We start from the raw sequence: 19,765 nt of genomic DNA, 5'->3' as shown, positions 1-19,765 counted from the left end.
ATGTCTATGTTAAGAGGGATTGATACCGCTGCATCGGGAATGATTGCATTGCAGCGTAAACAGGATGCATTAACCAACAATCTGGCGAATGCCGAAACACCTGGATACAAACAGGATGCTAGTCCATTAAGGGCGTTTCCGGAGCTGCTGCTCGAGCGTATCCATGATAAGCAAGACAATCAATTTGGCCAGCGTCCTGTGATTGGATCGTTAACACTAGGGGTCTATAATCAAGAAACATTGCCTTTGTTCAACCAAGGAAGTCTTGTCAGCACGAACCAACCCTTTGATGTGGCGATAAATGACCAGCAGCTTGCACCTATCATGCAGGATAACAAACTGATTAAGCCTTCCGCTTTCTTCGCTGTTCAATCGGGCGATGGCGGATTCCATTTGACACGTAATGGCCAATTTTCGGTCAATGCTCTCGGGCAGCTGACGACTTCGAATGGAGAATTGGTTTTAGGGAGAAATGGTGCCCCAATTATGGATCCAGAGCTGACTTTGGGCGATGTTTTGATTCGGGAGAATGGAGAAATTATTGTTCATCCAGATGATGCGGGCCGGGCAAGAACAGTAGGCTCGCTAGGAATGGTCCTTGTTAACAATCCTAACCAGCTAGTGAAAGAAGGAAATGGCCTGTTTCAACTAGAAGGAGCGAACCTGGGGATGATTGCCCAAACGATTCCTCAGGGTGTAACCATGCATCACAAAATGCTGGAACAATCCAATGTCGACCTGCCGCAGACCATCTCCGAAATGATGATGAACATTCGGCAATACGAAGCCAATCAAAAGGTGCTGCAGGCCTATGACAAAACACTTGAGCAATTAAATTCGATAGGAAGGGTATAATTTTGATGAATACATCTTTTTCGATTGCATCAACAGGAATTCGAGCATACCAAGGCAAGCTCGATACGATTGCTAATAACATCGCCAATGTGGAGACGTCAGGCTATAAACGGAGAGAGGCAGCTTTCACCGATAATTTGGCTGTTTCCATCCAAAACCAGGCAGAGCAGCAAAAAGAAACGGGGCGGGTCTCACCTCCTGGTATCCGAACCACTTTCGGTTCGCGGATGGCTTCCACTTCCATGGATGTATCTCAGGGGGCTCCAAAGGAAACTGGTCAACCTTTCGACCTGATGCTAATTGGAGATGGGTACTTTCAGGTACGGAGAACGGTTGGAGATACAACAGAAATTATGTATACAAGAAGTGGAGCCTTCCAGCAGACACCTGTGGGGAATGGCCTGCTTCAATTGGTCAGCCCTCAAGGCGATATCCTGCTTGATCAAAATGGGAATCCGATTGAAGTGGGCAGCGGGGAGGAGTTCCGGGTGCTGGCCGATGGCACGATTGTAGGGAGCAAACAGAAAATTGCGGTTGTAACGGTCGATAACCCGCAGCTATTAAAGAATGAGGGGGGAGTCTTCCTGCTGAATAGGGCCAATGCTGCATTAACCAATACTTCGTTTGAAATAAAACAGGGATTCCTTGAATCTTCGAATGTCGACCTCAGTCAAGAAATGACCGATATGCTGAAGACGCAAAGGGGATATCAGGCCAATGCCAGGGCATTAAGCTATGCCGACCAAATGATGGGAATCGCAAACGGAATCATACGCTAATAAAAAAACGCTCGCAATTGAACTGCGAGCGTTTGGCTTATTATCTTATTGGGCTTCACGATTCTTTATAATTCGTAGTTTCATATGCAGGCGATTCTGCTCATATGTCGGAACATTGATAAATTTAATACCATATTGGTAACAGTTTTGGCCAATGTTCCGTTTCCACTTTACAATTCCTTCGAAAATAAATGTTTCATCCTGTAATTCGAAATATAACATCAGCAAAGATTTTTCGCATAAGTCGTCGGTTTTCGCTTCGATTCTGATTCCGTCGGAACTGATGTCTCTGATCGAGCCTATTTGTCTGGAATCGGACAGTAAAGGCTGGAAGTCGCAAAATGTGTTATTAAATTTTAAGCGAAAGGACTCGCGGCGATTGGGAGAAAGGACTGATTCATCTGGATGTCTTGCTTTTGTTCTCCTCAGAATGATGAAAAGCAAAAATAGAACTATAATAGCGATAAGGCCATAATAATACGTTGGCATCGTTTTCCCCCCCATGGGATCGTTTTGCCAAAAATCATAGCACTTTTTGCCTAGAAATAAAAGGGGGATTTTTTTACCCCTAAACAAATGAGTTGATACTGCCGATACATGGTAGTAGAAGCATGGTTAAAGGAGCGGACTAGTATGAAAATTAATCAAGTGAATCCCGTTAGTCGGATCGGTGCGGCTTATCAGGCCTATCAAAAAAATAATGAACAGCCAAAAAAAGCGGACGGCGAGAAGAAAGCTCAATCGGAGAAAGTAGAAATCTCGACTGAGGCCCAAAAGCAGCTGCAGCTGGAAAAGGACGCAAGAATTGAAAAATTAAAGAACCAAATTGCAAATGGAACATACCGGGTAGACGGTGAAAAGGTAGCTGAAAAATTATTGGCATACTGGAAGTCCGGAGCGAAAATCGATGAATAAGCTGACGGTTATTTTGCAAACCTTGGCAGACCTTCATGAATCACTGTTAGATACGGCAAAGAAAAAGCAGCGGATTCTTATTGATGGCGAAATCAACCCATTACTTGCGATTTTGTCTGAAGAAGCAAAGCTGGTTAAAAAAATCAAAGAGGCGGACCAAGTCAGGACCTCTTTACTGGGAGAGCAGTCCTCGCTATCAGAGTTAATTGCACAGCAGCCGGACGGGGCTAAGAAGGAAGAATGGATTTCACTCCATCAAAAATTAAAGCAACTGATTGTAGAACTTGGGCAAGTGAATGAAACCAATCAGCAATTAATTAAGCAATCTTTGGCTTTCACAAATTTTATGATTGAGCAGATGCTGCCAAAATCGGAAGATGCCGGTGTTTACAGTTCAAAGGCACAATCGAAGGAACCTAATGATTCGGTACGATTATTTGATGCAAAAGCATAGGGGAGAACAACGATGTATTCAACCTTTCATGGTTTAGAAATTGGAAAAAGATCAATCTTAGCCCAGCAGACGGCCCTCAGCACAACGGGACACAATATTGCCAATGCCAACACGGTAGGATATACAAGGCAGGATGCGGTATTGCAAGCTACCAATCCGTTAGCCTATCCAAGTAAAAATAACGGGACGGCTCCAATGACAATGGGGACCGGGGTGGAAGTAACGGAGCTTAAGAGGATTCGCGATGGATTTCTAGATCAGCAATATCGGAAGGAACAGCAGAAGGCCGGGTATTGGGAAGCGACGGCATCAGCCCTTTCGAACATTGAGTCTGTCTTTAATGAGCCATCGGATTTTGGCATGAACAGCACGCTCGATCGCTTTTGGCAAAGCTTCCAGGAGCTGGCGAAGAATCCGGACACCTTAGCAGTGAGAACGGTAGTTGTGGCAAATGGAAAAGCCGTGGCCGACAGCTTTCAATCGATTACAGCTGGGATTGAGCAAATTGAAAAAGATTTGCAGACCCAGCTTAACGGAAAAGTAAGCGACATTAATTCTTCAGCAAAAGAAATCGCGGACTTAAATAAGCAAATTGCCCTCATGACGGCGAACGGGTATCAACCAAATGATTTATTGGATAAGCGAGATCTTTTACTAGATAAGTTATCAAAAATGGTCAATATTCAAGTTGCGACTGATCAAACTGGAATGGTTTCCGTTAATGTAGACGGTGTTGCTCTTGTGAATGGCAAGGATTCATTTGAATTGTCGGTAGACACGCAAACAGGTGAAGCGGCTATTTCCGGAAATCAGGTTGATTTGGAAGGCGGAGAAATTAAGGGATTGGTAGATTCCCTCATCGGTGCCAGCCCAAATAGTATCTCTTCCCTTCGGAACAATCTCGATTCATTAGCGAAAACCATTGCGGAGCAAATGAATGCCATCCAGGCTGGTGACGATGCAAGAAATTTGGATGATATAAAAGCAGGGACACAGCTGGAAAAGGTTTTATTTTTTGTAGATAAAGATGATCCGACACAGCCTCCCAAGGATGCTGCTAGCATGATTGTTAATCCGAAATTGGTGGATTTCCCTGCGAAACTGGCTGCGGCAACATCCAATTCGATTGGTGATGGCTCGAATGCTGCGGCGATGGGGAATCTTCAATTTTTGAAGGTTGATATCGGTGGGAACAATACGACGATTGGTGATTTTTATCAAATGGTAATCGGCAATCTGGGAATTGGTGTGAATGAGGCGGAACGTTATCGCGACAATGCTAATATGGTTTCCCAACAGGTCGATAACCGCAGGCTATCGGTTTCAGGAGTATCAATTGATGAAGAAATGACGAACATGGTTCGGTTTCAACAAGCCTATAATGCAGCGGCCAAGTATGTGTCAGCTGTAAATGACATGTTAGATACATTGATCAACCGGATGTAATGACAGAAGAGTTTGGCAGGAAAGAGGGTTTAGTATGCGTGTAACGGCACAAATGGTGACGCGGCAATTTAACCAAAATATGAATAAAAACAACCAGGCGATCTATTCCCTGCAACAGCAAATCTCGTCTGGAAGGAAATACGAAAAAATATCCGATAATCCCTTGGAAGCAATGAAAGGATTGTCGCAGCGAACTTCATTGGCGCAGATTGAGCAGTATCAAAAGAATGTGCAGGATGGGATGGACCGTATGACGGCTGCGGATGATGCACTAGGGAATGTTACAAACGTCCTGCAACGGATTCGGGAATTAACTGTTCAAGCGAGCAATGAAACAAGTAGTGAGAGCGATAAGAAAGTGGTAGCCATCGAAATTCGTGCTCTCAAAGAACAATTAGGAACTATCGCGAATACAACTTTTAACGGAAACTACATATTCTCTGGCATGGATCAAAACACTGCGCCTGTGAAGGATGGGGTATTGCAAAATGTAGGACAGTCGGCAATGAATTGGGAGATTGGCAAAGGGGTTTCAGTAAATGTCAATGTTAGTGCCGGCTCGGTATTTGGATATCAAGTAGATGGAAACAACTTATTTGAAACAGTTGAGGCTCTGGCACAAACATTGGAAGGCGGGCAAAATCCCGGTGATTTATTAGCGTCGATTGATCAGCAAATGGATCATGTTTTAACGCAGCAATCGATTGTGGGTGCCAATACCAATTTACTTGAAATGGCAGCAAATAAGCTTGACCAATCCAACTTCCTTCACACAAAAATGCTATCCAAAACAGAAGATACGGATATTGCTAAGGCCTATATGGAACTGTCGACACAACAGACGACGTTACAAGCATCGCTTGCTTCAGGGGCGAGAATCATGCAGCAAACGCTGATCGACTTTTTAAAATAATAGATTAATGAACCGAAACTCGTCTTTGACGAGTTTTTTCTATTTACCTTAAAAAACTACAAAAAATATTTTTCTCATCCTCTCTACACAATAAAAAAGCTGTCGATACATAGGTGTAGAGAGGGAGAAATTCCTTAAAATTAAAGGAGGAACACCAAATGATTATCAATCACAATATTGGTGCACAAAACACCTACCGTCAATTATCTATTAACAATTCAAACCAAGCGAAAAATATGGAAAAGCTTTCCACGGGATTAAGAATCAATCGGGGTGCTGATGATGCAGCAGGGTTATCAATTTCCGAAAAAATGCGAGCACAAATTCGAGGATTAGATCAAGCTTCAAGAAATTCTCAAGATGCAGTTTCATTGATTCAAACTGCAGACGGAGCATTAAATGAATCGCATGCTATATTACAGCGAATGAGAGAACTAACTGTACAAGCCTCAAGTGATACTAATAGTGGTAATGAAAGAACAGCAATTTCCGGTGAACTTACACAGTTAGCAGCAACACTTACTGATATCTCTGGAACAACAAAGTTTAATGGGCAAAATTTATTAGATGCCTCTGCGGGAGCAGCTGGTGATGGAAAATTGACCATTCAAACAGGGGCTAATAATGGTGAAACATTTGATATTGATCTTTCAAATGTTGATTTGAAAACAATAGCCACTAATGTTTCGACCATTGACGTTTCAGATGCGACAGCAGCTGCAGCATATTTAACCACACTTGATACTGCAATTCAAGATGTATCCGATGGCCGTGCGTATTTAGGTGCTGCTCAGAACGCGCTAGAGTACACTGTTAATAATTTAAATTCAAGTTCTCAGAATATCCAATCTGCAGAATCTCGTATCCGTGACGTAGATTATGCTTTAGCTGCCTAAGTAGTGACAAGCACAGTCGTCCTAGCTGGTAACGGCTAGAGAGTATAATCGGGTGAATTGCTGGAAAACCCTAAGAGCTTTTCTTGCCACAACGTAGTTGGAAACGACAAGCGTGATGGTTTGAAAAAAGAAAAGATTGGGCAATCAGCAGCCAAGCTCCTGTCTCGAAAGAGTGGAGAAGGTTCAACGACTAGGATAGACCATCTAAAGCGAAAGTTATGATGATGAAATCCGTAGGTGAAGCAATGACCATCAGCGTTGCGAATCCGAAGTGCCCGACCCCTACTAGAATGCTAGAGGGTGAAGATGTAGTCTAGTCATTTGTGAAAGCAAATGTTCGCACGATGGCGAAAGAAGTGGTGGAACAAACTAAGAACTCAATTCTTGCTCAAGCTGCACAAGCTATGTTGGCTCAAGCAAACCAGGCTCCGCAGGGAGTACTTCAGTTATTACGTTAATATTTTTGGAAGGGACCCCAGGAAAGTTGGGGTCCCTTTTCATGTGTATGTTTTAAATTAAATCAAATTTAAAGCAAATTAATACAATTTGACTATAATTTAACCCAGTCTTTTGTTTGATATTGTCCAAGTAGTACCATTGTTTATTGTTAAACTTCACTTGATAGGTTTTTTTGGACTGTTGATTTCTTAAGAAGCGGATTTTCTTATTATAGAACTCTAAATATGATTCTCTATAGTCAATCATTTCATAAAGATAAGGAAGCTTATCAAGTTGCTGGTTAATCTCAGAGGTTGGCTTATTGATGAGTAGATTATCAGGAAGATGAACAGTGGTTATTCTTGGAAACTTTTTTGTAGCTCTTTCATTAAACTTTATTATTTTTCTATCCATTGAAGAGTGTAAATAGGGGCAAATTAATCTATTAAAATATATAATTTGAGGCTGATCATAAAGGATTAATCGATTCTGGCCGTCTATTGAAAAATGTAAGTGGAATTTCCCTCTTAAAATATTTATAAGCTGTAGGTTTTCATCAGGAGTAAAATTATCAGTCGATAAAATAATTTTTCTCGGAATTCCATTTTCCTCTTTTAAGTGGCCATCGTCCTGATACCACCATGCCAGAGTTTCTTCGTTTAAATAAGAATCTTTAAAGGGAAAAGGGATTTGTTTTACCCTTTCAGGATACCAAATCCTATCTAATTGAGTAATAATTTCATTTGTTCTAGATTGAACATAGTAACATTCAGTAAAGCCTCTTTTAATACGTGTATCATTTACTTGTTTATATTTAGGAGAATTAAGTGGAATAAAATCTTTTAATTCATTAAAACAATAGTTTGCCCATTCAAAATCTTCCGCTTTGTGTATAAATTGAAATCTTGGTTTCCTGCCCTTTTGACGAGTGAAGCATCCATCACCAAGTAATTTGCCACAAATTTTAGAATAAAAGCATTTATTTGCTTCAAGCATCTTTTTCGCCTCCAATAAATACGAACCTATGTTCCCAATATAGCAAAAACATGTAATTTTATCAAATAAGACAGAATTCAAAATTTAGTCAATTTTCATTTTTGCTCTCTATTTTACCAGGAACATGCCGATACAATATATATCTAGCTATATGTGAGGTGAAAATATATAGAAGTTGCTAATAGTTAGCTGGGGTTATTCCCCACTGTATAAAATCAAGTGAAAAGGGCAAACCACAGGAAACTGTGAGACGCAAAGCCAAGGGCCTGAAAAGCAAATTCTTTGATGCGAATGGCAGCCGGCTACCACAAGAAGACATAGTTCTTATATTCTATGAACCTTCTTCTGGGTTCTTTTTATTTGCCTTTTTTTACACGAAAGGTAGGTCTATTGTCATGTTTAAAAGAGTGTTTAACATTCCGACTTTTTTAGTAGTATTGATGCTTATGTATCAATTGGCTTTTCCAATTGGAAATACGATGGCATCTGCTAGCACCACCAGCTTGTTGCCGCCTAGTAATCTAGCTTATCAAACCATTACTCCTGATGACGGAAAGCTGACATGGAGTAGTGTGGTTGGGGCGACTGGATATAAGATTTATGAAATTAAGGATGGTCAGCTGGTTCTTTTAGGTAATACTGCCGCATCCAGTTACAACTTGAATAATCTTGCTGAAGGTTCTTATCGATATGTAGTCTCAACGATAAGTAGTGAAGAGGAATCTGGACCTTCCTCACCAGTTAGTGTAGATATTATTTATCCAGGCATGTTGGCACCATCCACGCTGACCTCAACGATTCGAAATGGAAATGATATTGTTCTTAGTTGGGGCGCATCCCAATATGCAGAAAAGTATAATGTATACCAAATTTCTAAAACAGGTGAAAAAACACTTGTAACAGCAACAACTGCTAGATCATATACGATTTTAAATGCACCGGAAGGATCGTATACTTACGCTGTCTCATCAGAAAATGATCTATATGGTGAGTCTCCAACTACTGACATAGTAAAGGTCGATTTAATTCATCCGGTCATGACTCAGCCGGCAAATCTATCATTTACGATTTCAAATGGAACCGATGTTACGCTTAAATGGCAGGCAGTTGATTATGCCAATAGTTATAAAATCTATGAAGTAATCGATGGGCGGCTAAACCTGAAAAGTACAGTTACAGGTACAAGTGTAAAATATAGTAATTTACCTGCAGGTGACTATACTTATAAGGTCTTTTCCTTTAGTGATCGGTTCGGAGAATCTAAAGAAGGTAGCCAGGTGGCATTAACTGTAAGTTCCATCGTAATAGCTCCTCCAAGCAATCTAAACTACAAGATTCAAAATATTAACGATGCAGTAATTAGCTGGGCAACTGTTCCATATGCAACTGGATATAAAGTATATCAAGTGGTAAATGGGGAGCGAATTCTAAAAAATACCGTGACTGGAACATCGGTAACCTATACGAACCTTTCAAGTGGGAGTTACGAGTATGAAGTATACTCCTATAGCGATCGCTACGGAGAGTCTGAAGTTGGAACGAAGGTTTCTTTTTACATTGATACTTACAAAATGGCCGCTCCAGCCAATCTTTCTTATAAAATTCAAAACGGAAATGATATTGTTCTAAACTGGAGTGCTGTGGAAAATGCTACAAGTTACAACATCTATAAAATTACCGATGGGCAAAAGGTTTTAGCAAAAAACGTAACAGGAACTTCTACCACTTTTACAAATCAAAGTGCTGGAGATTATGTATATGAGGTTCGCTCCAATAGCTCCCGTTTTGGAGAGTCCGAAGAGGGAACTCAAGTTTCTTTAAAACTTGAACCAGTTATTATAAATGCACCTGATAATGTTTCATATGAACTGCGTAATGGAAATGATATTTTCCTTTCATGGGGTACCGTAGACTATGCTACAGGCTATAATATTTATCAAATTATCAATGGCGAAAAAGTATTAAAAAGAACAGTAACGGGAACGACAACTACATTTGTGAGCATGCCGGAAGGAGATTATTCATACGAGGTTTATGCAACTAGTTCTCGTTTTGGAGAATCAAAAGTAGCGGTCAAAGTGTCACTTGCGATTGTTTTTCCAGTATTGAATCCTCCGGCAAACGTGATTCAAACGATTAAAGATCCAACATCATTTACTTTAAGCTGGGATGCTGCTGATTATGCAACAAGCTATAAGGTTTACCAGATTGTAGACGGACAAAAAGTATTGAAAAATACTGTAACAGGTACATCCGTTTCCTTCTCCAATATGTATCCTGGTCAATATGATTATGAAGTGTACACATATTCCAGCCGTTTTGGTGAATCGAAGGTAGGTAGTTCGATTACAGCTATATTAGATGGGCAGACATTACCGGATCCGACTAATTTAACCTATACCATAAATAATGGAAATGATATTTACCTAAAATGGAATGCAGTTCAATTAGCTACCAGTTATAAAATCTATCAAATAGTTGATGGGGAACTTAACTTAAAACGAACAGTAACAGGAACTGCCACTACTTTTACGAATGTTTCTGAAGGGAATTTTATCTTTGTAGTTAAAGCCTATTCGACTTTATTAGGAGAATCTTTAAACGGTGCAGAAGTAAATGGTTCCGTCGTTTTCCCTGTTATGGGCAAACCGGAAAATGAAACTGTTACTATTTCCAACGGGAATGACATGACCTTAAAGTGGAACCCTTCTACCTATGCTACAGCCTATAAAGTCTATCAAATTATTAATGGGGAAAAAGTTCTTCAAAAAACGGTCACGGGAACTTCTACAACCTTAACTAATTTGCCAGAGGGAGATTATACCTTTGAGATTTATTCCTACAGTGACCGCTTTGGAGAATCTCCAGAAGGCAGCAAAGTAAACGTAACAATTGTATATCCGGTCATGCAAGCGCCACAAAATCCAACCGTTACGATTGTGAATGGGAACGATATTTCATTACGTTGGAATGCATCGACCTATGCAACTGCCTATAAAGTCTATCAGATGATTAATGGTGAAAAGGTATTAGTAAGGACTGTAACGGGAACTGCGTTCACATTCACTAATATGCCGGAAGGGGATTACCACTATTTTGTACATTCGTACAGTGACCGTTTTGGGGAATCACCAGAAGGAAGCGAATGGGCGTTCAATTTAACTTGGCCAGTGGTCCAGGCTCCAGTTTTAACAGGAACGGTCTTTAATGCCAATAATATTACCCTTTCGTGGGCTGCGGTAACATGGGCAAATGAATATCGTGTCTATAAAATTTCTGGCGATAAAAAGGAATTGATTTATAAGGGCACTGCCCGCAACTATAATGTCAACAATCTGACGGAAGACACACATTCCTTTGAGGTAACTGCATTTAGCACCCGCTTCGGTGAGTCGGTACCTTCTAATCGGTTAGTGCAGAAAATTGTGTATCCGGAAATGGAAACTCCAAAAGCATCCTTGCAGCTATTAAGCCAAACCAGTGCCCGTATTTCTTGGGATTTTGTTACCTATGCCAATGGCTACAATATCTATGAAATCATTGACGGAAAACCAGTCCTTATTGCTGCAAAGGTCAATAATCTATCCTATACGATTCAAAACTTAACATATGCCAATCACTTATACTATGTTACGTCTTACAGCAACTCCTTCGGAGAATCAAAGCCGTCCGAAACTGTGCTGGCGAAATTAATTATTGACACGACTGCACCAGTAACGAAGGATAATGCCCCTACGCAATGGGTCAATCAAAATCAAACGGTATCGCTTGAAGCAACAGATGATGAAACAGGCGTAGCAAAAACCTTCTATTCCTTAAATGATGGAATCATTACTGAGGGAACTTCTATCTTAGTAGACAAAGAAGGCATCAATAAAATCTTGTATCATTCAGTTGATAAAGTCGGCAACGCGGAACAAGTAAAAACAGCTTTTGTCAAAATTGATAAAACAGCACCAGAAACCGACATTAATGAAATTCCGCCATATGCCCAATCCTTTGCCGTTGAATTGACTGCTAAGGACAATTTAAGTGGTGTGGCAAAAACCTATTATTCTATTAATGGGTCAGAATATTTCGAGGGTACTTCCTTCATAATGGACCAAGAAGGAATCAGCGAAATTTCCTATTATTCCGTCGATGCTGCCGGCAACAAAGAAGAAGTGGAGACTGCCAAGTTCAACATTGATAAAACGGCGCCAATTACTTCAGCAAAAGTACCAGAAACGTGGGTAAATCAAGATGTATCCGTTACGTTAACAGCAATAGATGAGAATAGCGGTGTGACGAAAACCTATTATTCTATAAATGGTTCGGAATATGTAGAAGGTACCAATGTGATAGTAGAAAGAGAAGGAATCAATCAAATCTCTTTTTACTCTGTTGATGCAGCTGGAAATAAAGAGAAAGCAAAAACAGCAGTCGTTCAAATTGACAAAACCAAGCCTGTCACTTCAACAGATGTGCCAAAAAACTGGGTTAAGGACAATGTACCGGTGACGTTAGACGCAACTGACGCGAACAGTGGCATAGCGAGAACCTATTACTCAATTAATGGTTCTGAATTTCAAGAAGGCACAACCTTTGTGGAAGAGAGTGAGGGAGTCAATGAAATTTCTTATTATTCTGTTGATACTGCTGGCAATAGAGAAGCAATCAACACGAAAAAAGTTAAAATAGACAAAACTGCTCCTGTTACAACGTATGCTGGACCATCAAACTGGGTGAAGGACGATACAGTTGTCACGTTAACTGCAGCCGATGAGCACAGTGGTGTGGAAAAAACTTATTATTCAATCAACGGCTCGGATTTTGTTGAAGGAACAACGGTAGTAGTAACACAAGAGGGAACCAGCCAAATCTCTTATTTCTCGATTGATGCTGCAGGTAACATGGAAGAAGTAAAATCGGTAGAAGTCAAAATAGACAAAACAGCACCGACTATTATCACGGGTTTAGAGGGTGAATATGAGTTTGGTTCCACTTTAACTTTGAATTACCTTGCAAAAGACAATCTATCAGGAATTACCAAAGAGGAAGTCACCCTTAATGGCAAATCCTATCAAAAAGGCGACAAAATCACCTTGGGCCAGCCAGGGGATTATAAACTCAAGATTAAAGTCACCGATGCTGCCGGATGGACAACCACCGTAGAAAAATCTTTTGCGGTATTCATCCCGGTAACACTTGAAGTATTGCCTAAAGTCATCAAAGGAAACAATGGAGTCTTTACTGTAAAAGCGACGTTGCCAGCGAAATATCAATCTTCCGCTTTTGATGTTTCAAGCGTCACATTAAACGGTGTTTCGGCTAAAGCAGACAACAACGGACTGCAAAAGCAAGCGGAAAAAGGTCAATTCAAATTCGAGCGTGAAGACTTTGATTGGAACAAGGGGACAGTTGAGCTTGAGTTAAGAAGTTATCTGAACAATAAGATTTTAGTTGTAGGAAAGGCTATTGTAGAAGTAAAGTAAGATCCAAGGACTTCTCGATTACTCGGGAGGTCCTTATTTTTAATAATAAAAATGATTGAAAGGAAACCCTATCCTCTAATTTATAAGCTGCCGATACAGATAAATATATATAGTATTTAATGAAATAATGGAAATGAAAGTAAATGAAAGGGAGATGAATATTATGCAGATTAATCCAGCTTTGTCCAATGCTCAGAGTAATATTTCCCAATCTGTTAAAAACAGAACTGTAAATGAAATAAATGATAACAGTTCCGAATTTAAAAAAGGAGCAGAGGAAGGCATACAGTATCACAAACGTGCCGAAGTAACCATAGAAGAAATTAATAAAGGTCTTGAAAAACTAAATATCATTTTTAAACCAACCCATCTTGAGTTTCAATTACATGAAACGTCCGGCAAGTATTTCGTTAATATTGTTGATGATCATTCCAAAGAAGTAATCAAGCAAATTCCATCTGAGGAATTTCTGGAAATGGTAGCGGCAGCGAAAGAACAGAATGGGTTATTAGTAGACGAGCGTATATAATTTTTTCATGAAGATGGCCTTAGGAATTCCTTCGGTCATCTTTGTATTTTAGAAATAGGAAATTCACACCTAAACTTTTATTCAAAACAGCCGATACTATAAATATATAATAATGAATATGCGAGGTGAGCACCTTTGTATACTTCCTCAGTCACAAGAATAACCGGAATGGCATCGGGATTAGACACAGAATCCATTGTAAAAAAACTAATGAATGCTGAGAGTGTTACACTTAACCGGCTTAAACAACAGCAGCAAAGGCAAATATGGATAAGTGATGCTTATCGTCAATGGAATAAGGATTTCTTTGCCTTCCAGCAAAACACGCTTTTTAATATGAAACTATCTAGTTCATACAATACTTTTGACGTATCCTCAAGCCAAGAGAATGCTGTCTCCGGAACAGGAACATCTAGCGCAATGGCAGGTACCTATAATATTAATAAAGTAGAATCCATTGCAAAACCGGCAACGTTTACTGGAAATGTTCAAGTTGACCGAAAAGATCCAATAGGCCCGGCCACGACTATTTCAATTACAGTTAATAATAATCCCTCTAACCCAGATGATTCTCTAACTGGTTCGATACAGGTCGAGGAGGGTGCTACGGTTGATAAAATCGTTACCGCATTTAATAATGCAAAGGATGCAACAGGAAAAAGTTTAGGATTACAAGCCTATTACGATCCTGCCTTAAATCAATTTATTTTAAAAACAAAAGCAACAGGTGATATTACAACGATTGATTTTAGTAAAAATACTTCTGCTGAAAGTAAGGAAGTTCTAAAAAATCTTGGTATGGATCTTACCTTCGGGGATGATCCTTCCACACCCGAACTAGAAGGTGCCATTTTTAAGGGACAAGATGCCAGGTTCCAGTTTGACGGGAAAACGGTGACTTCATCGACAAACAATGTAACCGTTATGGGCATTAGCCTTACGTTAAAAAGCACAACATCTTTACCGACTACTTTGACGGCATCGAGAAATTTAGATACGGAAATCAAAAATATCAAGGACTTTGTGGACAAATATAACGACTTGCTGGATAAGTTAAACAAAGTCTATGATGAACCAGTTTACCGCGATTATCAGCCGCTCCTCGATGATCAGCGGAGCGAAATGTCCGAAAAGCAAATTGAAATGTGGGAAGAAAAGGCGAAAAGCGGGCTTCTTCGCAGGGACAGCATTGTCGCTGATGTCATCAGTAAGATGCGGAGTGCTATGGGGGCTATTGTCAATAATGGGAGTAATATTAATTCGCTAACATCAATCGGAATTTCCTCGAAAAGCTGGCAGGATAAAGGGAAGCTCTATATCGATGAAACAAAACTTCGTAAAGCCCTTCAAGATGACCCGAATGCTGTTACTAGTCTTTTTTCGCAAATAGGTGATACTACACAGGGGACAAGCGGTCTTGTCCATCGCCTGTCTGACATTATGGCCGCTGGGATGAAAGAACTTTCAAAGAAAGCAGGCTCAAGTGGGAGTTCGTATTACGACCAGAGTGTGATTGGCAAGCTGTTAAATAATATTCAATCGAATATCACCCGGCAGACGAATATTCTTACAAACAAAGAAAACCAATACTACAAGCAGTTTTCCGCCATGGAATCTGCCATTGCCAAATTTAATTCCCAGAGCTCTTGGCTATATCAACAAATGGGCGGTTAAATGGAAAACGACCGATTTCTTATGCGAAGTCGGTCGTTTTTGTAAAGGTATTGAAATAGCGCTGCACACCGTTCACCCAGTGATTATTCAAGTTTGTCGGGTCATTTGCTGCACCAATTGGAGCGTATTTAGCGCCGATATCGGCAATGGTTGTCTTCCCTTTGTCTAAATAATTCTGGCGAAGATTTCGCGACATGTCGAAGATGCTGTCTTGAATGGAATCATAGGTTTTCAGGCCGTTTTTACTCATCATTCCTGCCACATTGTATTTATATTTTGCAGCGTTGGACGAACCGTTTCCACTCTCGTGGATGGCGATGGAGGCCAATAGTGCTGGGTTTATTTGATACTTTTTGCCAGCCTCAACAAAAAAATCGCCGGTGTTTTTAAGCACGCCTTTTAATTTAGAGTTAAGGTCGGCTGCAGAAATATTTGTGGATTCAAGCGAATTTCCGTGTACCGAGGGAGCTCCATTTTCAGTGGATGCTACGCCATCAAAAACAGTCGTTTTTAGACCAAGTGATGAGACATCACTTTCTAGTGAACTCACTATATTAGCAAGGCTATTCATTACATTTGTTGAGCTATTTTGAGGATTCAATGCCGCGGAAGAAAGACTTGCTTTAAGTAATGCTTCCGTTAGCAGAGATTCAAAAGAGCTGTTCGCAAAAATGGAAGTGGCTGGGTTACTGCTTTGCACATTAGGTGCTAGGACTCTATTTAGTAATAGGTTAATCGGGAGGGAACGAACATCCATCAGAATATTTCCTTCCATAAATATTTTTGTCATATTATAACGTTTTTTAGTGAAAAAGTAACTAGGAAAAAAGATGCAATGTCATATTTTGTTACTTTTTGTTGTTGAAATGAACAAATACCATTAAAATATTAGTAATATTGTTGTGTTTAAGTTATGAGAATAGTAGGTGGCCAGCATTGATTCAACTTAATGTGTTAAACCCTAAGGGTGTGAATAACGCAAGTAAACCGTCCGCGAAAGGAACGGAGGAATCCTCTGCATTTATCGATTTACTGAAGCAAATTAGTGGTGTTGAGGTAGAAAAGGAGAAAAAAGATGAACAGCTAAGTTCAGTATTCAATTTCATAACTTTGCCGCTAGAGCAGCCGCCATTAGAGACAGCGCCAATCGTTACTGAACTTCCTAATACTGATGAATCAGCAATTAAGCTTCAAAACAGATTGCAAGGCAATCCCGAGCTGTCAATTGCCACTGCGCCGGACTCTCAAAATACGGTATTAACCTTAAAGGATAACGAAAAAAGATTAGCTAATCACGTAGAGCCAATGGCAGGATCAGTCCCTGTTGAAATTGAGCATAGCATTACAGCCAAGGTAGTACCCATCGTTCAGGAGGGTGAAAAATTAACCCCAATAAAGGAAGAAACTTCGCTTGAACCTGATCTACAAGAAACTTCACAGGAACTGCCCGGGGAACTGGATCATTTTGGAAAATCGTTATTCAATATGTTGAATGAAAAAGAGCAGCCGCAAATGCCATCGTTTCAATCTGTGAATTCCGGGACTTCATTAAATCCTTCTCCTAATATGATGGGCCCAATTGGAAAAGGTACCTTTGAGATGCCTGTCAGGGCGTCACATTTAGCCAATGACGTCACAAAGGTTTTATCAGCAGCCATTGATGTACAGAAGGTGAATGATAATCTCGAAGCTGCGTTTTCACTGAAGCCCGAGCATTTAGGTAAAGTAGATGTAAAGGTGTCCATTCACGATGGAAATGTGACAGCCGAATTCTTTACGAGTACTACTTTAGGGAAAGACTTGTTGGAAACGCAGGTCCAGGTTTTACGCTCGGCATTGGAACAGCAAGGATTTCAAGTCAATAAAATCGACATTTCCCAACAAACCATGAATTTTGCCGGACCATTTTCGCAAAAAGGTGATTCGCATGCAAGGCATGGACAGCAGGAGTCCAAAAAACGAAATGGCGAGGCCGGCTATAATAAAGAAGAAGAGTATCGGGATTATGCTACTGAAAGCATCTCGGTCTCCCAAATCAATACAACAGCTTAAGTGAAAGGAGTGGAACCGGTTGACTGCAATCAATTCTATCAATTCCTATTCAGCCCAAACAACGGGTACTCAGCCGAAAAAGGAAATGGGAAAAGAACAGTTTCTTAAAATACTTGCTGTACAGCTTCAAAACCAGGACCCGACGAAACCGATGGAAGACAGGGACATGATTTCGCAAATGGCGCAGTTGAGTGTATTGGAGCAGTTGTCCAATTTGAACCAATCGCTATCTGCCTTTTTGTTTTCCAACCAGAAGAATGATTTAAGTCAATATTCGAATATGCTCGAAAAGAAAGTGACCTGGACAAATCCGAAAACAAACGAGCTTGAAACCGGGGTTGTTTCCGGGGTTAAATATAAAGATAATCTTGTTTATTTTCAAATTGGTGATCAAGAAATTGCGTCAAATGCTATCAAATCAGTTGAATTAAATAAATAATTGGGGGAACCGTCATGTTACGTTCATTAAATTCAGGAGTCTCCGGACTTCGCTCTTTTCAAACCAAGCTGGATGTCATTGGAAATAATATTGCAAATGTCAATACAACAGGGTTTAAAAAAGGAAGGGTTGTTTTTGAGGATTTGTTTAGTCAAACTTTAAGAGACGCTACACCCCCTACAGCAGGTTCAGGGGGGATTAATCCTTTACAGGTTGGATTAGGTACTAAAGTTGCAAGTGTACAAAACTTGTTTACACCTGGGAGTCCTACGGTAACGAATAATCCTACTGATATGTATATTGATGGAGACGGATTCTTTGTAGTCAAAAAGGGAACAGAGCAATTTTTAACAAGAGCTGGTAATTTTGCAATGGACAGTAGTAATCAACTAGTAAATCCTGACGGTATGATTTTAACCGATATTACTGGAGCTGCCATCCAGTTACCCGCTGGCAGTGTATCTTATACCATTGATGCGAACGGAGTTGTAACCGGACTCGATGGCAGTGGAAAATCTCTGGGCAGCCAGACAATTGCCCTTGCTACAGTTGCCAATCCAAGCGGCTTAAGCAAAGTGGGAGGATCTTTATATTCAGAATCAACAAATTCTGGCAAAATGGATATTTCAAATCTGAATGGTCCAGGAAATCAACAAATCATTACTGGTACACTAGAAATGTCGAACGTTGATTTAGCAGAGGAAATGACCGACATGATTATCGCTCAGCGGGGCTTCCAAGCCAATTCCAAAATCATTACAACTTCGGATACAATCCTGGATGAATTAATTAACCTAAAGCGGTAAGCCTAGATTAAGCAAGTAACTGTTTGTTTTTATGAAAAAGGAGATAGGGGGAAACAATTGATTCCTCCTTTTTCTATTCGATTTTTTCAGTATTATAAAGTGGAAAGGACTAAAAAGATGACTTATCGTCGTGGAACAGCTTTGCAAAATGATCAGACGGACTTAAACGGTACATCCAGCATCATGACCTATGACTTTAAAAAAGCGCTGCGTCTTTCGGTGGATCAGGTGCGGGCGCTGACGAAAATCCATGAAAATTTCGCATACCAGTTTTCTTCTAATATTTCCGTCCAGTTACGGACGATGTTTCAAGTAGAAGTCATTTCCGTTGAACAAATTTTATATCAGGAGTTTGTTAAGCTGCTCCCGAATAACACGATTATTAGTGTATTTGAAGCAGGCAAACAAGAAATTCGAATGGCTATGGATTTAAACCCACGGATGGCGTTTTCCATGATTGACCGGCTGTTAGGTGGAAAAGGTTCTACAGAGGTATCAGAACGATTCTCTATCACTCCTATCGAAAATAATGTGCTTAAGCGGTTTTTTGAGGGAGTAGCCCAATCCCTCCAAAAAGCATGGTCGGATATCGTAACACTCCGGTTAAAAGTTGTAGAACTTGAAACGAATCCGCAATATCTTCAGCTGTCCGTTCCGACAGAGACGGTCATTGTCATCGTCTTTAACGTGAAACTTGGAAATGATGTTGAACCAATGCATCTTTGCATCCCTTATACGCTATTGGAGCCGTTTATTCCAAAACTTACATCTCATAATTGGTTCGGCAAGAACAATGGTCAAATCGGGAAAAATAAAGAGGAAAATGGATTATTGCAGGAGCGTTTAGAACATTTAACTGTACCAGTCAGTGCGGAATTAGGCAGAGCGAAGATTACCATTGAAGAATTTCTTGGTTTAAGTGTGAATGATGTCCTGCAGCTAGATCAATTAGTAGAAGAACCGCTTCAAATAAAAATAAATGAGCAAACGAAATTTCTTGCGCATCCGGGAACGAAAAAATCCCGATTGGCCGTAAAAATTAAGCATGTGATAGAAGGAGAAGACCAACATGATGGATAAGGGGAATCTTACTCAGGAG

Annotated in this window: 17 protein-coding genes, 1 pseudogene and 1 riboswitch; of the genes and pseudogenes, 15 read left to right on the top strand and 3 right to left on the bottom strand. The window is 40.2% G+C overall.

Features of this window, described 5'->3' with window-relative positions:
• Complete coding sequence (locus QNN06_RS28135; RefSeq protein WP_284036448.1) at positions 1-855, top strand: flagellar hook-basal body protein; 855 nt, start codon at positions 1-3, stop codon at positions 853-855.
• Between the two features lie 5 nt (positions 856-860).
• A complete protein-coding gene (locus QNN06_RS28130; RefSeq protein ID WP_284037992.1) occupies positions 861-1,634 on the top strand; it encodes a flagellar hook-basal body protein in 774 nt (257 codons plus the stop codon).
• A 45-nt stretch (positions 1,635-1,679) separates the two neighbouring features.
• Here QNN06_RS28130 and QNN06_RS28125 read toward each other — a convergent pair whose 3' ends face one another.
• Complete coding sequence (locus QNN06_RS28125) at positions 1,680-2,123, bottom strand: PilZ domain-containing protein (protein ID WP_284036447.1); 444 nt, start codon at positions 2,121-2,123, stop codon at positions 1,680-1,682.
• 144 nt (positions 2,124-2,267) lie between these two features.
• Between QNN06_RS28125 and flgM the strand changes: the two genes are divergently transcribed.
• The 6 genes and pseudogenes from flgM to QNN06_RS28095 form a co-directional block, all read left to right on the top strand.
• Positions 2,268-2,549, top strand: coding sequence for a flagellar biosynthesis anti-sigma factor FlgM (flgM, locus tag QNN06_RS28120; RefSeq protein ID WP_284036446.1), 282 nt, complete (start codon positions 2,268-2,270; stop codon positions 2,547-2,549).
• Positions 2,542-3,003, top strand: coding sequence for a flagellar protein FlgN (locus tag QNN06_RS28115; RefSeq protein ID WP_284036445.1), 462 nt, complete (start codon positions 2,542-2,544; stop codon positions 3,001-3,003). Before flgM ends, QNN06_RS28115 begins: the two co-directional genes overlap by 8 nt.
• A 12-nt stretch (positions 3,004-3,015) precedes the next feature.
• The gene (gene flgK / locus QNN06_RS28110; protein ID WP_284036444.1) at positions 3,016-4,449 is read left to right on the top strand and encodes a flagellar hook-associated protein FlgK; all 1,434 of its coding nucleotides are present in this window, start codon (positions 3,016-3,018) and stop codon (positions 4,447-4,449) included.
• Between the two features lie 34 nt (positions 4,450-4,483).
• The gene (gene flgL, locus QNN06_RS28105) at positions 4,484-5,362 is read left to right on the top strand and encodes a flagellar hook-associated protein FlgL (RefSeq protein WP_284036443.1); all 879 of its coding nucleotides are present in this window, start codon (positions 4,484-4,486) and stop codon (positions 5,360-5,362) included.
• A gap of 158 nt (positions 5,363-5,520) precedes the next feature.
• The gene (locus QNN06_RS28100; RefSeq protein ID WP_284036442.1) at positions 5,521-6,258 is read left to right on the top strand and encodes a flagellin N-terminal helical domain-containing protein; all 738 of its coding nucleotides are present in this window, start codon (positions 5,521-5,523) and stop codon (positions 6,256-6,258) included.
• A 344-nt stretch (positions 6,259-6,602) separates the two neighbouring features.
• Positions 6,603-6,716 (top strand): annotated as a pseudogene (locus tag QNN06_RS28095) (flagellin); the annotation flags it as partial.
• A gap of 52 nt (positions 6,717-6,768) precedes the next feature.
• Here the strand turns inward: QNN06_RS28095 and QNN06_RS28090 are convergent.
• Positions 6,769-7,692: an endonuclease gene (locus QNN06_RS28090; protein WP_284036440.1), complete on the bottom strand. Its 924-nt coding sequence runs from the start codon at positions 7,690-7,692 to the stop codon at positions 6,769-6,771.
• A 217-nt stretch (positions 7,693-7,909) separates the two neighbouring features.
• Positions 7,910-8,002: riboswitch (cyclic di-GMP riboswitch) on the top strand.
• 85 nt (positions 8,003-8,087) lie between these two features.
• On the opposite strand from QNN06_RS28090, the gene QNN06_RS28085 reads away from it, so the two are divergent.
• The 3 genes from QNN06_RS28085 to fliD all read left to right on the top strand — a co-directional run bounded on the left by QNN06_RS28085 (position 8,088) and on the right by fliD (position 15,369).
• The gene (locus tag QNN06_RS28085; protein WP_284036439.1) at positions 8,088-13,166 is read left to right on the top strand and encodes an OmpL47-type beta-barrel domain-containing protein; all 5,079 of its coding nucleotides are present in this window, start codon (positions 8,088-8,090) and stop codon (positions 13,164-13,166) included.
• A gap of 163 nt (positions 13,167-13,329) precedes the next feature.
• Positions 13,330-13,695 carry a flagellar protein FlaG gene (locus tag QNN06_RS28080; protein WP_284036438.1) on the top strand — a complete coding sequence of 122 codons (366 nt, stop codon included), beginning with the start codon at positions 13,330-13,332 and terminating at the stop codon, positions 13,693-13,695.
• A gap of 135 nt (positions 13,696-13,830) precedes the next feature.
• Positions 13,831-15,369 (top strand): flagellar filament capping protein FliD, encoded by a 1,539-nt coding sequence (gene fliD / locus QNN06_RS28075; protein WP_284036437.1) that lies wholly within the window; start codon positions 13,831-13,833, stop codon positions 15,367-15,369.
• Between the two features lie 19 nt (positions 15,370-15,388).
• On the opposite strand, the gene QNN06_RS28070 is transcribed toward fliD, so the two are convergent.
• On the bottom strand, positions 15,389-16,126 hold the full coding sequence (locus QNN06_RS28070; protein WP_284036436.1) for a glucosaminidase domain-containing protein: 738 nt from the start codon (positions 16,124-16,126) through the stop codon (positions 15,389-15,391).
• A gap of 179 nt (positions 16,127-16,305) precedes the next feature.
• On the opposite strand from QNN06_RS28070, the gene QNN06_RS28065 reads away from it, so the two are divergent.
• From QNN06_RS28065 to fliM, 4 genes are all read left to right on the top strand, one after another.
• Positions 16,306-17,421 (top strand): flagellar hook-length control protein FliK, encoded by a 1,116-nt coding sequence (locus QNN06_RS28065; protein ID WP_284036435.1) that lies wholly within the window; start codon positions 16,306-16,308, stop codon positions 17,419-17,421.
• 19 nt (positions 17,422-17,440) lie between these two features.
• Positions 17,441-17,860 (top strand): flagellar hook capping FlgD N-terminal domain-containing protein, encoded by a 420-nt coding sequence (locus tag QNN06_RS28060; protein WP_284036434.1) that lies wholly within the window; start codon positions 17,441-17,443, stop codon positions 17,858-17,860.
• A 14-nt stretch (positions 17,861-17,874) separates the two neighbouring features.
• A complete protein-coding gene (locus QNN06_RS28055; RefSeq protein WP_284036433.1) occupies positions 17,875-18,666 on the top strand; it encodes a flagellar hook-basal body complex protein in 792 nt (263 codons plus the stop codon).
• A gap of 117 nt (positions 18,667-18,783) precedes the next feature.
• The gene (gene fliM / locus QNN06_RS28050) at positions 18,784-19,746 is read left to right on the top strand and encodes a flagellar motor switch protein FliM (RefSeq protein WP_284036432.1); all 963 of its coding nucleotides are present in this window, start codon (positions 18,784-18,786) and stop codon (positions 19,744-19,746) included.
• Positions 19,747-19,765 lie beyond the last annotated feature (19 nt).

The organism is Neobacillus sp. 114, from assembly GCF_030127045.1.
Classification (GTDB): Bacteria; Bacillota; Bacilli; order Bacillales; family Cytobacillaceae; genus Neobacillus; species Neobacillus rhizophilus.
This window is presented reverse-complemented; position numbering and strand designations above follow the sequence as displayed.

Coding starts and splice junctions, on each gene's coding strand:
- QNN06_RS28135 (WP_284036448.1), top strand. CDS start 1: ATGTCTATGTTAAGAGGGATTGATACCGCTGCATCGGGAATGATTGCA.
- QNN06_RS28130 (WP_284037992.1), top strand. CDS start 861: ATGAATACATCTTTTTCGATTGCATCAACAGGAATTCGAGCATACCAA.
- QNN06_RS28125 (WP_284036447.1), bottom strand. CDS start 2,123: ATGCCAACGTATTATTATGGCCTTATCGCTATTATAGTTCTATTTTTG.
- flgM (WP_284036446.1), top strand. CDS start 2,268: ATGAAAATTAATCAAGTGAATCCCGTTAGTCGGATCGGTGCGGCTTAT.
- QNN06_RS28115 (WP_284036445.1), top strand. CDS start 2,542: ATGAATAAGCTGACGGTTATTTTGCAAACCTTGGCAGACCTTCATGAA.
- flgK (WP_284036444.1), top strand. CDS start 3,016: ATGTATTCAACCTTTCATGGTTTAGAAATTGGAAAAAGATCAATCTTA.
- flgL (WP_284036443.1), top strand. CDS start 4,484: ATGCGTGTAACGGCACAAATGGTGACGCGGCAATTTAACCAAAATATG.
- QNN06_RS28100 (WP_284036442.1), top strand. CDS start 5,521: ATGATTATCAATCACAATATTGGTGCACAAAACACCTACCGTCAATTA.
- QNN06_RS28090 (WP_284036440.1), bottom strand. CDS start 7,692: ATGCTTGAAGCAAATAAATGCTTTTATTCTAAAATTTGTGGCAAATTA.
- QNN06_RS28085 (WP_284036439.1), top strand. CDS start 8,088: ATGTTTAAAAGAGTGTTTAACATTCCGACTTTTTTAGTAGTATTGATG.
- QNN06_RS28080 (WP_284036438.1), top strand. CDS start 13,330: ATGCAGATTAATCCAGCTTTGTCCAATGCTCAGAGTAATATTTCCCAA.
- QNN06_RS28070 (WP_284036436.1), bottom strand. CDS start 16,126: ATGGATGTTCGTTCCCTCCCGATTAACCTATTACTAAATAGAGTCCTA.
- QNN06_RS28055 (WP_284036433.1), top strand. CDS start 17,875: ATGTTACGTTCATTAAATTCAGGAGTCTCCGGACTTCGCTCTTTTCAA.
- fliM (WP_284036432.1), top strand. CDS start 18,784: ATGACTTATCGTCGTGGAACAGCTTTGCAAAATGATCAGACGGACTTA.